Genomic DNA, 15,988 nt, shown 5'->3' with positions numbered 1-15,988 from the left:
CACTTTAGGCAACATAATAGGCATTGTGCGATGTCGATTCGGCAGATTTACCTTCTGCTAAAATATTTAGCGCTTGTTCAACTAAACTAACATTTTTGGGTAACGAATCTAACGAGGCCATACTGGCAGAGACAACAACTTGTTGCAGCCGCAGGGCAGGATCATGTTTAAGTTCGGTTAATTTGTCCATGATTTTTTTAACCGAATGCTTGGCGGTAAAAATATAAGAGTCAGGCATTAGCAAGGCAATTTCGTTTTCACTGTAACGGGTTAAAATATCTGTTGGCTGCGCTAAGTTATCCACAATAATCTTTGCCACTAAATTAAAGTGTTCATCTAATATTTTTGTGGGCTCTCTTTTGCTATACAAGGGGCTATTAACCACTTCAAACATCACTAGAGACAAAGGGCCATCATATCTGTTGGCTAATGATAGTTGCTTGATGTAATTGTCGTTAAAAAATCCACGGTTATATAAACCCGAAGCGGGATCAACAAACACCATGTTTTCAATTAAGTCATCGGTTAACTTAGACTCAATATGTTTATGAATACGTTTGACTAAACTTTGTATAACAAAAGGTTTGTGAATAAAGTCAGTGGCACCAGCATCCCAACATTTTACTTCTAAATCTGGAGAAGTATCAGAAGTGGCAAAGACAATAGGGCAGTCTTCCATGCCTGGAATGGCCTTAAGCATTTTGCAGGTCAATATGCCATCTAGATTATTCATATGTTGATCGAGAATGACTAAGTCAGGGACATGAGCCACACAAAAGCCAATGGCATCTTCACCAGACAAAGCTGAAAATGTACGGTAGTGGGGCTGTAATGCCAACACCAAAAACTCCGCTGTGGTTGGGTTATCATCCACCACCAAAACAATAGCGCTACGGGTTTTATTCGTTGCTGCTTTAGAATGTGCTGTTGAGTCCATTAACATTTATATTTATTTTTTGGTTGCATAACCAATTAAAGATATAACAAAAAGTACCCAATTTCTATTTATTGTATTAATTGCAATCAATACAAAATCTTAATTGACTTGCTCTACTGTACTGCGCACTTCACCTTCTGCCAAGCGAGTGATTAGAGTATCGCCTGGATGTAGGGTTTTTGAATTAGTTAAAATTTCATTGTTTTTGTAACTAATGCTGTAGCCCCTTGCTAGAGTAGATAAAGGACTAACCGTATCTAACAGATGCATATTATTGGCTAAAGCTTGCTGCTTGGCGGTTAACAGAAGCTGCATGCTTTTTAGCAACCTTGACTTAATATCTTGATGGTTGTGTTGATGCCTTTGTACAGTTTGCCTAGGCGAACATAAACTAAGCCTGCTTAGCAGATGTTGATTATGTTGTTTTTTATGGGTTAGCTTTTGTTGCATTAAGCTTGTAAGTTGAGCTTGTAATTGATCTATAAATTGACTTTTTTGCTCTAAACGTTTTTGTGGATGATTGCGCAATAGCCCCTGCTCTAGGGTTGACTGCTTTTGTTTGTGTAATTGTAAAATGCTAGCAAAGGCCTTTATTAAACGATTTTGCTGATTTATTGATTGTTCTAAAAGAGCCAGCTGATCTTGGCTAACTAACTCTGCCGCAGCCGAAGGGGTGGGAGCGCGCATATCTGCAGTGAAATCCGCAATACTGATATCTACTTCGTGGCCAACAGCACTAATAATGGGCAATTTAGAAGCAAAAATACTACGCGCAACTTGTTCATCGTTAAAACACCAAAGATCCTCAATTGACCCACCGCCACGTCCTAGTATTAGTACATCTACTTCTTGACGTTGGTTGGCCATAGCAATGGCTTGGCAAATTAAGCTCGGAGCTAAGTCTCCTTGAACCTGAGTCGGGTAAATAACCACTTCAATTGCTGGGTTGCGCCTAGCTAAAACCGTCAAAATATCATGCAATGCCGCCCCAGTAGGAGAAGTGATAATACCGACTTTTAATACTGTATCTGGCAGTTTACTTTTGTGGCTTTGGTCAAAGAGTCCTTCAGCCAGTAATTTTAGCTTTAACGCTTCAAACTGTTGTTTTAATAGCCCTTCACCTTCAGGCTCAATATGCTCAACTATTAGTTGATAATCCCCTCTTGGTTCATATAAACCAATATTGGCTCTGACTAAAAGCTTGTCACCTTCCTTAGGTTTGTGTTGTACCTTTCGATTTGCACCTTTAAACATGGCGGCTTTTACCTGAGCCCGACTATCTTTTAGGGTGAAATACCAATGCCCAGAAGCCGCTGCAACAAAATTAGACACTTCAGCAGATAACCAAATTTGTCCTATTTGACTCTCTAAAACAGAGCGCGCCATTTGGTTAAGTTTACTTACAGTCAGAATGTTTTTTGTTGGAGTCGAAGCTTGTAGCATGAAAAGAATAAAGTATTGAGAATAAAGGAAAGCCTAGTTTACCTGAATTAAGCCCAAGCTTAATAAAAATCTCAGGGCTTTTTTATTATTTTTCCCTAGACGAGCCTAGGATAATCGGCTAGAATCGCGCCGCAATTAAACCACAACTAAAAGGTGATATTGCATGTTAAGGATAGCTAAAGAAGCACTTACATTTGACGATGTATTATTAGTGCCTGGCCACTCAACTGTCCTCCCCCATACTGCTAATCTAAAGACTAGATTAACTCGCGGTGTAAATTTAAATATCCCTCTTATTTCTGCCGCTATGGATACTGTGTCTGAAGCACGGTTAGCTATTGCGTTAGCGCAAGAAGGTGGTATTGGGTTTATTCATAAAAACATGACCCCAGAGCAGCAAGCTGAGCATGTTCGTATGGTTAAAAAATATGAAAGTGGCGTAGTCTCAGACCCCGTCACTGTATTGCCTACCGCCACAATTGGCGAAATCAATACTCTTAGCCAACAACATGGCTTTTCTGGTTTTCCTGTAGTAGATAAAGCGAATAACCTTGTTGGTATAGTGACAGGTCGTGATTTGCGTTTTGAAAACAGCCTTGAACAACCTATTTCAAGTGTGATGACCAAAAAAGAAGATTTAGTCACTGTTAAAGAAGGTGCCTCTTCAGATGTTGTGCTTGACCTAATGCACGAACATCGTATCGAAAAAATTCTAGTGGTAGACGATTCGTTTAAGTTAACCGGTTTGATTACGGTTAAAGACTTCCAAAAAGCAGAAAGTAAACCCAATGCCTGTAAAGATGACTTAGGCCGTTTACGCGTAGGTGCAGCGGTGAGTGTTGGACCTGGCACCGACGAACGTATTAAAGCACTAGTAGAAGCAGGGGTTGATGTACTATTAATTGATACCTCTCATGGTCATTCACAAGGGGTAATTGAGCGCGTAACTAAAGTGCGTCAGGACTATCCAGAGCTACAGCTTATAGCGGGTAACGTCGCAACAGGTGAAGGGGCAAAAGCCTTAGCAGATGCTGGTGTAGATGCAGTAAAAGTAGGTATTGGCCCTGGCTCAATTTGTACAACACGTATAGTCACTGGCTGTGGCGTACCACAAATTACAGCCATTTCTGACGCGGTTGAAGCGTTAAAAGATACAGATGTTCCTGTTATCGCCGATGGTGGTATTCGTTTTTCAGGCGACATTGCTAAGGCCATAGTGGCAGGAGCAAGCTCAGTCATGGTAGGCAGTATGTTAGCTGGCACCGAAGAAGCACCGGGTGAGGTAGAGTTATACCAAGGGCGTTATTATAAGTCTTACCGCGGTATGGGCTCTTTGGGCGCAATGGATCAAAACAATGGCTCATCTGATCGCTATTTCCAAGATAGTAAAAGTGCCGAAAAACTGGTACCTGAAGGCATTGAAGGCCGAGTTGCCTATAAAGGACCTATTGCCAACATCATTCACCAACAAATGGGCGGATTGCGCTCTGCTATGGGTTTAACTGGCTCAGCCACCATAGAAGAGTTACGCACTAAACCTCAATTTGTCAAAGTGACAGCGGCAGGTATGGGCGAGTCCCATGTGCACGATGTCAGTATTACTAAAGAAGCCCCTAATTACCGTTTAGGTTAATTATCTTTATCCCACAGGGTTAAGTGTTTAATCCTGTGGGGATCTAATTCTTAAAAGAGTACCCAATGAGCATTGATATACACGACCAGCGAATTTTAATTTTAGATTTTGGCTCACAATATACCCAATTAATTGCCCGCCGTGTGCGAGAAATAGGCGTTTATTGCGAGTTATGGGCATGGGATGTTAGCGAGCAGCAAATCCGCGATTTTAAGCCCAACGGGATTATCTTATCGGGTGGGCCAGAATCAGTACATGCGCAAAATTCACCACGCGCACCTGAATATGTCTATCAAGCTGGCGTACCAGTATTAGGTATTTGTTATGGCATGCAAGTTATGGCCGAACAGCTAGGTGGGGCCGTTCAAGGTTCAGATATTCGCGAGTTTGGTTATGCCCAAGTAGAAATTGTTAACAATATGGCTCTGTTTAATAATGTTGAAGATCATATTGGCGACAATGGTAATGCATTATTAGATGTTTGGATGAGTCATGGAGATAAAGTCAGCCAAGCACCTGAAGGATTTATTACTACGGCTAAAACAGATAGCTGTCCTTTTGCAGCATTTTTTCATCCAGAAAAGCAATTTTATGGGCTGCAATTCCATCCAGAAGTTACCCATACCCGCCAAGGTGAAAGATTACTTTCGCACTTTGTGCTTGATGTATGTCAGTGCGAAAAATTGTGGACGCCAGCGGCCATAATAGAAGACGCAGTGGCCAAAATGAAAAAACAAATTGGTGATGACCAAGTGATTTTAGGCTTATCTGGTGGTGTAGATTCATCGGTTGTAGCTATGTTATTGCACCGAGCTATAGGTAAAAATCTAACCTGTGTGTTTGTTGACAACGGCTTGTTGCGTTTAGATGAAGGTCAACAAGTGATGGACATGTTTGGTAATCACTTTGGGTTAAATATTCGTAAAATCGAAGCTGAAGACAGATTTTTAGACGCTTTAGCCGGTACCGATGAGCCAGAAGCCAAGCGTAAAATTATTGGACGCGTGTTTGTTGAAGTATTTGACGAAGAATCCAAAAAGCTCGTTGATGCTAAGTGGTTAGCACAAGGCACTATCTACCCTGATGTCATTGAATCTGCCGCTTCAGCAACAGGTAAAGCCCATGTAATTAAGTCGCATCATAATGTAGGTGGCTTACCCGACGATATGAAAATGGGGCTAGTGGAGCCATTACGTGAATTGTTTAAAGACGAAGTGCGTAAAATTGGCCTGGAATTAGGCCTACCTTACGACATGCTTTATCGTCATCCTTTCCCAGGGCCTGGACTTGGGGTTAGGGTATTAGGTGAAGTGAAAAAAGAATATTGTGATTTGCTTCGTCGAGCCGATGCAATTTTTATTGAAGAGTTGCACAAAGCTGACCTGTACCATAAAGTCAGTCAAGCATTTACCGTATTTTTGCCGGTTAAGTCGGTTGGCGTGATGGGCGATGTACGTAAGTATGATTGGGTGGTGTCGCTTAGAGCAGTAGAAACCATTGATTTTATGACAGCCCATTGGGCGCATTTGCCTTACGAGTTTTTGGGTAAAGTGTCGAATCGAATCATTAACGAAATCGACGGAATATCTCGGGTAGTGTATGATATTTCTGGTAAACCTCCAGCCACAATAGAGTGGGAATAAAAACCGACCTAGGTTAAAACAATAATAAAAAGAGACTATGGGAAAAATTATAATAAGAAATGCGGAAAGCCAAGACTTACCCATTCTTAAAACATTTGAGCAAGGGATTATCGCCACAGAGCGGCCATTAAATAGCAGTTTAAAGGCCGAACAATTTTGTTATTACGATATTGGAGCCTTAATTGAAGGGCAACAATCCACAGTAGTAGTAGCAGAAGATAATGGCCAAATAGTCGGCTCAGGTTATGCCAGAATTAAAACCTCAAAAGCCCATTTAGTGCATGATTTACATGCCTATTTGGGTTTTATGTATGTGGCTCCCTCGCATCGTGGGCAAGGCATTAATCAATTGGTCATAAAATCCCTGATTGAATGGGGCAAAGCGCAGGGCATGACAGACTTCTATTTGGAAGCTTACGCAGAAAATAAACCCGCAATCAAAGCCTATGAAAAGCTTGGCTTTAAAGCTTCTTTGGTTGAAATGAAGTTAGAGCTCAAGTGAAGGCAAGACAATTGTCACTTGGCATGCCAATAAGAGTAGTGCTTACATGGCCTTAAAACCCACCATTTACAAAGTAAACCTGACGTTATCCGATCTTAATCATGACTTTTATTCTTCGGCTAATTTAACTTTAGCTCTACATCCTTCAGAAACCAAAGAGCGCATGATGGCAAGGTTATTGGCCTATTGCCTACATATGTATGATGATCCTGACCAAGGTTTAACTTTTACCCGCGGATTGAGTTCAACAGACGAGCCTGACATTTGGTTGAAAAGCCTAGATGATCAAATACTAAGTTGGATTGAAGTGGGAGAGCCAAGTTTTGACCGATTAAAAAAATCTTGCCGCTTAGCCAAAGCCAGTTACCTCTACAGCTTTAACGCTAAATCTGCCAAGTGGTGGAAAGATTCACAACAGCAAATTACCAACTTACCTATAGAAGTGGCATGTTTTAATTGGGAAGCGATCCAATCTTTGGCACTAATGACCGAACGCACTATGGATTTATCTGTCATGTTAAGTGGTCAAAGTGCCTTTGTATCCTCAGCAAATAGTCAAGTTGAGCTTAGTTGGCAGATGTTACATACCCCAGAAAACTAACTCCATGTCTAGCCTAAAGGCTAAATAATCAACTGCTCAGAGCACTAATAAGCGTCTAAAATCACTGTTGCTCCTTAATCATTTTATCGGCAATATACGCGCTGATTTTTAAGACGAGATAATATCAACACTATGCTTAGTAAATTTGACTCAATCCGCCCATTTGATGATGGTGATTTGGCCACGGTTTTACCTAAACTATTTAATAATGATGAATTCATCAGTAGTTTGGTGGCATTTAAGTTTAGTGGCTGGCCGAGCTTTTTGCGACCCATGTTAAAGGCTGTAACTCGTCAATATATTATTAAGCAAAGCAAAAAAATCCATACCTTAAGTGGCTTTCAACGTTTAGTCGAACCTTATATGGAGCGCATGATTGCCACCACTACCCGCAGCTTAACTATCAGTGGCCTAGAACAAGTTGACCTATCTAAAGCGTGTTTATTTATTAGTAACCATAGAGACATAGCTCTAGATCCCGCTTTTGTGAATTGGGCCTTACATTTAAATGGCCAAGATACAGTGCAAATTGCAGTAGGCGATAACCTGTTAAAGAATGCCTGGGTAGCTGATCTTATTCGCTTAAATAAATGTTTTATTGTTAAACGCTCTGCCTCAGACAGACGTGAAAAGTTACAAGCGGCTAAATTATTAAGTGAATATATAGAATTTACCCTAAATACCCAGAGTCAACATATTTGGTTAGCTCAAAGGGAAGGGCGGGCAAAAGATGGCAATGATCTGACTAACCCAGCAATAGTCTCAATGTTGACCCTAAATAAAGCAAAAGAGCAATCCTTTGCGGATTACATCAAGGCACTACGTATTGTACCTGTGTCTATCTCTTATGAATTTGATCCCTGTGACATCAGCAAAGCCCAAGAATTGCAAAAATTAGAGTCTGAGGGAAGTTACGACAAACCCGACAATGAAGATGTGCAAAGCATAGTCAATGGCATTACCGGTAAAAAAGGCCGAGTGCACGTGCATTTTGGCCAAGTCTTAAACCAGGATTTTGAGAATGCCAAAGAAGTAGCGGCAAAAATTGATGAAGAAATTTTAGCTGGCTATCAATGTTTTGCTACCGGCGAAGTGGCAGCACAAATGTTAAACCTCACACAGACAACGCATACTAGCCAAGAATCGGATGGGGATTTGGCCGCAGCTGCAGAATATTTGCAAAGCCGTTTAGCCAAGTTGCCTCAAGCCGAGCAACAAAAGCTATTAAATATGTATGCTTGTGCTTACCTTAAAAAAGCTCAGTAGCCTTTGAATCAACCAAGGATTAGCTTGCTGAGCCAAGTTAGCTAGATTAATCTCTAGCTCTAGATATCAGGCAACTTTATCTTTCTTCAAATCATCAAACTGGCGATTTAAATCATACTTTTCGTCAGTTACGATTTTTTCTAAGGTTGCGACTCTTTCTTGTAAAGTGTTTATTTGGCTTTCAAGGGATTGGGAATGGTTTTCTTGTTCGCTTTGGTTGTTTTGTTTAATGGTTTTGATTAATTCCACCAACGCCCAGCACACAATGCCAACAATAAAAATCGCGGTTAAGTTCATAGGTTTTCTCCTTAACGAGTAAATTATAAAAAAAGTTTATGCTTATGATGATGAATAAGCAAATCTTTGGCCATTATGTTAAATTGTTATTTATCAATGGGTTAGCTAAAAGTTGCGTTAAAATAATTGTAACCTTTAGTGAATTTAACCAATTAAATAACTATTTTAACCACATATTCGATGTAGAGAATGATTTTGAATAACGAACAAGACGAATTCTGGATGCGCCATGCTTTGACCTTAGCGCATAAGGCTAAGCAACAAAACGAAATTCCAGTTGGGGCAGTACTAGTACAAAACAATACCATTATTGGTGAAGGATGGAATCAATCCATAGAGCTCCATGATCCTTCTGCTCACGCTGAAATGCAGGCCATTCGTGCGGCGGGTAAAAAGATTGAAAATTACCGCTTAGTGAATACCAGTTTATACGTCACGCTAGAGCCTTGTTCTATGTGTGCTGGCCTATTGTTGCATAGCAGAATTGAACGACTAGTTTTTGGCGCAACTGATTTAAAAACCGGGGCGGCAGGTAGCCTGTTAGATTTATTGAATGACGAAAGAATGAATCACCAAGTACAAGTTACCCAAGGGGTGTTAGCAAAAGAGTGTGGAGAGATCCTTTCTAGCTTCTTTAAACAGCGCCGAGCAGAAAAAAAGCGACTTAAGTCTGGTCAGTAATAAAATGATAGGGTGATAACAGACTACTCTTCAGTAGATTCAATGATTTGAAAATTCTGACGGCGTTGATTCACTTTTTGATGTGCTCGTTTTAGCAGTTGGCGTCTACGGCTATTGTTGGCCAAACGTATACGATGTAGTTTTGTATGGGGTTTTTTCATCTATCTCCTCCTTTAAAGTTTTTATATATATTTACCTCTTGGTTCTAGCTTAGCGCCCTTATGTGACTAATTTATGACAGCCCTATAGCTTGGCACAAGGCTAACATAAGCTAAGACTAGATTTGAGGTAGTAAGAGTAGTGGGCTCACTTAAGGGCAATTTCAAGTCTTTGCATTAGGTATGAATTACTTTTATTGACCTAAGTTGAGTTCTTCCTGAGTAGTGTCAGTGTTGGCGGTGGTTGCTTCAGAGTCTGTTTCAAGCTCTGAAGCTTGTTGCTCATCTAACCAAACCAGGGTGTCGTAATAGCGCCTAATGTTATCTACATATTGTACCGCTTCATTTCCACGCGCATAGCCATAGCGAGTGGTTTTATAGTATTTCTTTTGTCTAAGCTGCAATAAACGTATTTTTACATCTACCCAAAGATCTGGGTTACCGCCTTGTTTTTGGGTTAACACTCTAGCGTCTTCTAAGTGGCCTAAGCCTACATTGTATGAAGCCAAGGCAAACCAAAGTCGATCTGGGTATTCAATACGGTCGGGAATACGTTTTAAAATACTACTTAAATATTGGGCACCGCCTTTTATACTTTGTTCAGGATCTAGCCTAGAGACTATGCCTAAATCCTTAGCCGTGGCTAAGGTCAGCATCATCATGCCTCTAACACCAGTAACAGATTTGGCATTGGGTCGCCAATGACTTTCCTGGTAGCTCATAGCAGCCAGTAAACGCCAGTCTAAGTCTCCTGAGTACTGCATAAACCAATTTTTATATTTAGGCAGTACTTCTTTTGCTCGTTTTATAAAGGCTCGTGTATCGACATAGTTAAATTGTCTTACATGGCCAAAATACTTATCTTCTAAGGCAGCAAAGGTGCCGTTATTTTGGATCATGCCAAAATATTCGATTAAAGCAGAAAGCAGTGAATCATCGCGGTTTTTGTTTACCGCCCAAGCAATGTCTTGTTCTGGACTAATAGAAAAACCTATGGCTAACTCAGGAAACCGCCTACGCATTAAGGCTAAAATATTTGAATCAGCAACTGTGTAGTCCAACTCTTCGTTAAGCACCATTTCTAGTAACTCTTCCATGTCGCTATCGTCGGTAACTTGCCAACTAAGTTGGTTATATTCTTGCTGCAAGGCTAAAAGAGAATCATGATGGCTGCTGCCAGCAGCAATGACTAACTCACCATTTAAATCGCTTACTGAACGAGGCCAATCTTTGCCTTGTTTAAATACCAGTTTTTCACTCACACTTTGATAACCAGGCCCAAATTTAAATGCCTCAAAGCGCTGTGGGCTAACACTGATCCCTGCTGCTATTAAATCTAAGTGTTGGTTTTCTAACTGAGGAAAAAGCTCATCAAGATTATAATAAGGAAAGACCTCGAGTTTGACCCCTAAATAATCGGCAAACCCTAAGGCTAATTCGTATTCAAAACCTACCGGACCGGTTGCTCCATTATAATAAGTGGTTAACCCATAGGTGGTGCCAACTTTTAATACTCCCGCCTCTAACACTTCAGCCAAGCTAGAACTTTGTTTTATCTCATTACAGCTTGCCAAAACGAGCAGGCAAAATAATACAAACGAACGGGGCAAGTTAATCATGCTTTCCTCAAAATTAGTCAACTTTTGTATTGTGACCAAAATTAACCCATTCATCCAGTGTTTATATTTTGACTATCAAAAAAGTAGACCGTTTGGTCATGTGGAATTGGCGCTAAAGTTATGAATTAAAACAGAATAATTGCATTTTTAAGCTTCGCTAAGCTTATCAATTTGGTCAAATTACCCTATAATCCGCGGCTTAAATTTCCTCTTTTTATCAACCCTTTGTTTTAACAAAATAAAGTGTGTTAGCTATAAGGTAAAATCATTATGTTAGTGCTTCGTGGTACCCCAGCGTTATCCGATTTTCGAGTTGAAAAACATCTGGCTGAATTTGCTGCTCACGGATTAAGCATAGACGCTGTGTATGCTGAATATGTGCATTTTGCCTACGCCACTGACGAGTTATCAGAGCAACAACAGGATATTTTATCTAAATTGCTAACTTATGGGCCTGCTATGCAGCAGCATGAGCCTACTGGCAAACTGTTGTTGGTTGTGCCAAGGCCAGGCACCATTTCACCTTGGTCTTCAAAAGCTTCAAACATTGCCCATAATTGTGGATTACAACAAATTGAGCGAATTGAACGTGGTGTTGCCTATTATGTGCAAAGCAACAGTCTAAGTGATTCACAATGGCAGTTAGTGCAATCGCTTTTACATGATCGCATGACAGAGGTGGTACTAAGTGACCTGACTTCTGCGCAGGCCTTGTTTCAACATAATGAACCAAGCCCACTAACTTCAATAGACATATTAGGTCAAGGCAAAGCTGCCCTAGAGCAGGCTAATCAAAACTTAGGCTTAGCTTTAGCAGATGATGAAGTGGACTATCTATTTGAAAACTTCACGCGTTTGGGGCGCAACCCGAACGATGTTGAATTATATATGTTTGCTCAGGCCAATTCAGAGCACTGCCGCCATAAAATATTTAATGCCGATTGGACTATTGATGGCAAAAAGCAAGCTAAGTCCTTGTTTAAAATGATTAAAAACACCTACGAACAGTGTGGTGAAAATGTGCACTCAGCTTATAAAGATAATGCAGCTGTGATGCAAGGCAGTTTTGCTGGTCGCTTTTTTCCTGATCCCGAAAACAACCAATATCGTTACCATCATGAAGATATAGATATTTTAATGAAGGTAGAAACCCATAACCATCCAACTGCTATTTCTCCGTTTTCGGGCGCTGCTACCGGCTCAGGCGGGGAAATTCGTGATGAAGGGGCAACGGGCAGAGGCTCAAAACCTAAAGCCGGATTGGTGGGTTTTTCAGTGTCGAACTTACGTATTCCTGGATTTACCCAAGCTTGGGAAAAGGACTATGGAAAACCTGCGCGTATTGTCAGTGCATTCGACATAATGATCGAAGGCCCCTTAGGGGGAGCCGCCTTTAACAATGAGTTTGGGCGTCCAAGTATTTTGGGTTATTTCAGAACCTATGAACAACAAGTGCAAAGCTTTAACGGCGAAGAAGTACGTGGCTACCATAAACCTATAATGTTAGCTGGTGGACTGGGTAATATTCGTAAACCACATATTCAAAAAGGCGAGATCACAGTTGGGGCAAAGTTAATTGCTTTAGGTGGACCGGCCATGAATATAGGTTTAGGTGGAGGAGCCGCTTCATCTATGACCTCAGGTCAGTCAAATGAAGATTTAGACTTTGCTTCAGTACAAAGGGGTAATCCAGAAATGGAACGCCGTTGCCAAGAAGTGATAGATAAATGTTGGCAATTAGGAGACGACAACCCCATTCAGTTTATTCACGATGTTGGCGCAGGCGGCTTATCCAATGCCTTCCCTGAATTAGTGAGTGATGGAGGGCGCGGAGGCAAGTTCGAATTACGCAAGGTGCCTAACGATGAAAAAGGCATGTCACCCCTAGAAGTATGGTGTAACGAGTCGCAAGAGCGTTACGTGATGTCTGTCGCCCCTGAAAATTTAGCGCGTTTTGCAGAAATTTGTGCAAGAGAGCGCGCTCCATTTGCAGTAGTAGGTGAAGCAACACAAGAGCCACATTTATTAGTTATTGATTCGCATTTTGATAATCAACCAATTGATATGCCATTAGATGTGCTTTTAGGTAAGCCGCCTAAAATGCACCGCAATGTAGAATCAAAAAGCCTAACTAGCCCAGCTGTTGATACTAGTGTTATGGACATATCTGAGGCGGCGCAGCGCATACTTCACTTGCCTACAGTAGCAGAAAAAACCTTTTTGATTAGCATAGGCGACCGCTCGGTAACTGGCCTAGTAGCACGCGATCAAATGGTGGGGCCATGGCAAGTGCCCGTTGCAGACGTGGCGGTAACAGCTAGTGCCTTTGATAGCTACCAAGGTGAAGCTATGTCTATGGGTGAGCGCACCCCTCTGGCGTTAATTAACTATGCGGCTTCTGCTCGAATGGCAGTCGGTGAAGCCCTAACTAATATAGCGGCAGCCGATATTGGTGATTTAAAACGTATTAATTTGTCAGCCAATTGGATGTCAGCGGCAGGCCACCCTGGTGAAGATGCAGGTTTGTACGAGGCGGTGAAAGCTGTAGGTGAGGAGTTGTGTCCAGCATTGGATCTCACTATTCCCGTAGGCAAAGATTCAATGTCAATGAAAACCACTTGGCAAAATGAGCAGGGTGAACAAGCGGTGACTTCGCCTATGTCTTTGGTGATTACTGCATTTGGTGCAGTGCAAGATATTCGTAAAACCTTAACTCCAGAGCTAAATACCCAAATCGACAACAGCGAATTATTGTTAATCGATTTAGGGCAAGGTCAAAATCGTCTGGGCGGATCCTGTTTAGCCCAAGTTTACCAACAATTAGGTAATAGTGCGCCAGATGTTAATTCAGCCCCCTTGTTAAAAGGCTTTTTCTTAGCCATACAACAATTGGTGCACGAACAGCGTTTATTGGCCTACCATGACCGTTCAGATGGCGGTTTATTTACTACTTTAGTAGAAATGGCCTTTGCCGGTAAAACCGGATTGAATATTGATTTATCAGAGTTAACTGGCTCAGCAATCGAACTTTTATTTAACGAAGAGCTAGGCGCTGTAGTGCAAATTGCAAATGCGGATAAAGCCCATGTATTAAAAGTCTTTGCTCAGCATGGTTTGCAAAATGAAGTGCATTCAATTGGTAAACTTAATCATTCAGACCAGATAATTTTTAGTCAAAATGAGCAAGTGATTCTACAAAATAGTCGGGTTAGCTACCGTCAAATGTGGGCGCAAACCACCAGACAAATGCAAAAGCTTAGAGACAACCCTAAATGTGCAGAGCAAGAATATGAGGCTAAAGCAGATGTCAAAGATCCTGGTTTACATGCAAAGCTAAGTTTTGATGTGAATCAGGACGTTGCCGCCCCTTATATTGCCAAAGGCTTAGCGCCCAAAATTGCAATTTTGCGTGAGCAAGGGGTTAACTCTCATGTAGAAATGGCTGCTGCTTTTGATCGTGCAGGGTTTAACGCAGTTGATGTGCATATGAGTGATATTTTAGCTGGTCGCCTGTCACTACAAGACTTTAAAGGTCTAGTGGCTTGTGGCGGGTTTTCATATGGCGATGTTTTAGGTGCAGGTGAAGGTTGGGCTAAATCCATCTTATTTAACCCCCAAGCGAAAGATCAATTTTCGGAGTTTTTCAACCGCCAAGACACCTTTTCTTTAGGTGTATGTAATGGCTGTCAAATGATGTCTAATTTAAAAAGCTTGATCCCTGGCGCTGAGTTATGGCCACACTTTGTGACCAACCAGTCTGAAAGATTTGAAGCGCGTGTGGCAATGGTAGAAGTACCACCCAGTAATTCAATATTTTTTGCGGGAATGCAAGGTTCACGCATGCCTATAGCCGTTTCTCATGGTGAGGGCAGGGCAGAGTTTGCTTTACCACAAGGTGCAGAAAAAGCAGTACAAGAAGCCAGTGTTGCCCTGCAGTATGTTAATAACTACGGTCAAGTGACACAAAGCTACCCAGCCAACCCCAATGGTTCACCTTTAGGCATAGCAGGACTCACTAGTGCAGATGGCAGGGCTACTATTATGATGCCACATCCAGAACGGGTGTTTAGAACTGTGGCAAATTCATGGCACCCAGCAGAATGGCAAGAAGATAGTGCCTGGATGCGCATGTTTAGAAATGCTCGAGTGTACTTAGCTTAAGAGATAGTGATTAAAGCAATAAAATTAGTTTAATAACATTAAAATTCTGGCTAGTTGATCTTGTTGAGCCTATAGCCAGAATTGCTTTGCTAAACCCAAAGTTTGATGATTATCAAGTTATTTTTTCAAATAAATAATAAACCTCTTGTTTATCAGTAAAATAGTGCTTATGATTGGCTGTTATGTTGACACGGAGTTCAACTTCTGCTTGTTAACTGAGAAAAATGATGTATTTGAAAAAATTAAAAAATAATAAGAGACGCGCATGAATCGTTCAAATAAAGGCTTTGGCTTAGCGGGAGTCTTAGTCACAGTCATTTTACTAATTGTTGCTGCCATTTTTAGTGCTTCGGCGAAATCCGCCCCTACTGCTGTAGAGCTTCCTTTGTCAGCAGTCAATTCTGAGCATATTGCTAGTTAAATAGCCCACTTAGCGGTTTATTTTTTGCCATGCAATTCACGATTGTTGGCTTTGTCTGTTTGATTCTTTTTAATTAAAACATAAACCGCACTATTGCCACCATGTCTTGATTGAGCGGTATAAAAAGCGATGACTTCGGGTATTTGCCGCAACCAATGATTAACATAACTCTTTAATAACCCTTTAAAGGGCTGGCTATGTAAGCCTAATCCATGTTTTATAAGCAACATTCTATGACCAAGTTTATGACTGCTGATTATCTGCGAAAATAAGCCTTGTTGTGCAGATTCAAGTTTAAGTTGTTGTAAATTTAAGACATAGTCGATTTTATACTTGGCCATACGTAAATTTTTAAATACGCCATCCTGAACCCCATCTTGTTTGTAGCTAATATGATCATAGGGATCAATTGGCTTTACCCCTAAATTGGTTAAATAGTTTTCAGCTTTTTGCAGAGACGATTCAATCGCTTGGCGTTTTAATTGTTTAGCAAGGCTATCGGCTTTTGCCTGAGTAAAAACTTTGTCGCTTGGGGCAATGGGGGTTACGTCTTTTAATTCGTTTCTAAATGCTAAAAGTTCATCATCTAAACCATCTTGATTCAACATAGTTACTCCTCGTTACAT

General features: G+C 41.0%; 14 protein-coding genes. 8 read left to right on the top strand and 6 right to left on the bottom strand.

Annotated features, from left to right (window positions below; all coding sequences use genetic code 11):
• Window positions 1–4: 4 nt before the first annotated feature.
• Together ACVCDT_RS14945 and xseA are read right to left on the bottom strand one after the other, a co-directional pair.
• Window positions 5–937, bottom strand: a complete 933-nt coding sequence (locus ACVCDT_RS14945) for a response regulator (protein WP_447133595.1) — start codon at window positions 935–937, stop codon at window positions 5–7.
• 99 nt (window positions 938–1,036) lie between these two features.
• Entirely contained in the window at window positions 1,037–2,380 is a 1,344-nt protein-coding gene (xseA, locus tag ACVCDT_RS14940) for an exodeoxyribonuclease VII large subunit (protein ID WP_447133594.1), read from the bottom strand.
• Window positions 2,381–2,543: 163 nt separating this feature from the next.
• On the opposite strand from xseA, the gene guaB reads away from it, so the two are divergent.
• The 5 genes from guaB to ACVCDT_RS14915 all read left to right on the top strand — a co-directional run bounded on the left by guaB (window position 2,544) and on the right by ACVCDT_RS14915 (window position 8,025).
• Entirely contained in the window at window positions 2,544–4,013 is a 1,470-nt protein-coding gene (gene guaB, locus ACVCDT_RS14935) for an IMP dehydrogenase (protein WP_447133593.1), read from the top strand.
• Window positions 4,014–4,078: 65 nt separating this feature from the next.
• Entirely contained in the window at window positions 4,079–5,656 is a 1,578-nt protein-coding gene (gene guaA, locus ACVCDT_RS14930) for a glutamine-hydrolyzing GMP synthase (RefSeq protein ID WP_447133592.1), read from the top strand.
• 37 nt (window positions 5,657–5,693) lie between these two features.
• The gene (locus tag ACVCDT_RS14925) at window positions 5,694–6,158 is read left to right on the top strand and encodes a GNAT family N-acetyltransferase (protein WP_447133591.1); all 465 of its coding nucleotides are present in this window, start codon (window positions 5,694–5,696) and stop codon (window positions 6,156–6,158) included.
• Window positions 6,159–6,204: 46 nt separating this feature from the next.
• Complete coding sequence (locus tag ACVCDT_RS14920; RefSeq protein ID WP_447133590.1) at window positions 6,205–6,759, top strand: YaeQ family protein; 555 nt, start codon at window positions 6,205–6,207, stop codon at window positions 6,757–6,759.
• Between the two features lie 132 nt (window positions 6,760–6,891).
• Window positions 6,892–8,025: a 1-acyl-sn-glycerol-3-phosphate acyltransferase gene (locus ACVCDT_RS14915; RefSeq protein ID WP_447133589.1), complete on the top strand. Its 1,134-nt coding sequence runs from the start codon at window positions 6,892–6,894 to the stop codon at window positions 8,023–8,025.
• A gap of 66 nt (window positions 8,026–8,091) precedes the next feature.
• Here ACVCDT_RS14915 and ACVCDT_RS14910 read toward each other — a convergent pair whose 3' ends face one another.
• Window positions 8,092–8,322, bottom strand: a complete 231-nt coding sequence (locus ACVCDT_RS14910; RefSeq protein WP_447133588.1) for a hypothetical protein — start codon at window positions 8,320–8,322, stop codon at window positions 8,092–8,094.
• A gap of 189 nt (window positions 8,323–8,511) precedes the next feature.
• Here ACVCDT_RS14910 and tadA point away from each other — a divergent pair, with 189 nt between their 5' ends.
• On the top strand, window positions 8,512–9,003 hold the full coding sequence (gene tadA, locus ACVCDT_RS14905) for a tRNA adenosine(34) deaminase TadA (RefSeq protein WP_447133587.1): 492 nt from the start codon (window positions 8,512–8,514) through the stop codon (window positions 9,001–9,003).
• A 23-nt stretch (window positions 9,004–9,026) separates the two neighbouring features.
• On the opposite strand, the gene ACVCDT_RS14900 is transcribed toward tadA, so the two are convergent.
• Window positions 9,027–9,164, bottom strand: coding sequence for a hypothetical protein (locus tag ACVCDT_RS14900; protein WP_447133586.1), 138 nt, complete (start codon window positions 9,162–9,164; stop codon window positions 9,027–9,029).
• Window positions 9,165–9,355: 191 nt separating this feature from the next.
• A complete protein-coding gene (gene mltF, locus ACVCDT_RS14895) occupies window positions 9,356–10,780 on the bottom strand; it encodes a membrane-bound lytic murein transglycosylase MltF (RefSeq protein ID WP_447133585.1) in 1,425 nt (474 codons plus the stop codon).
• A 270-nt stretch (window positions 10,781–11,050) separates the two neighbouring features.
• On the opposite strand from mltF, the gene purL reads away from it, so the two are divergent.
• The gene (gene purL, locus ACVCDT_RS14890; protein ID WP_447133584.1) at window positions 11,051–14,941 is read left to right on the top strand and encodes a phosphoribosylformylglycinamidine synthase; all 3,891 of its coding nucleotides are present in this window, start codon (window positions 11,051–11,053) and stop codon (window positions 14,939–14,941) included.
• A 265-nt stretch (window positions 14,942–15,206) separates the two neighbouring features.
• Window positions 15,207–15,362 (top strand): hypothetical protein, encoded by a 156-nt coding sequence (locus tag ACVCDT_RS14885; RefSeq protein WP_447133583.1) that lies wholly within the window; start codon window positions 15,207–15,209, stop codon window positions 15,360–15,362.
• A 17-nt stretch (window positions 15,363–15,379) separates the two neighbouring features.
• On the opposite strand, the gene smrA is transcribed toward ACVCDT_RS14885, so the two are convergent.
• Entirely contained in the window at window positions 15,380–15,970 is a 591-nt protein-coding gene (gene smrA, locus ACVCDT_RS14880; RefSeq protein WP_447133582.1) for a DNA endonuclease SmrA, read from the bottom strand.
• Window positions 15,971–15,988 lie beyond the last annotated feature (18 nt).

The organism is Paraglaciecola aestuariivivens (assembly GCF_052983255.1).
The sequence above is the reverse complement of the archived record's forward strand: the minus strand, read 5'-3'. Positions and strand labels throughout refer to the sequence as shown.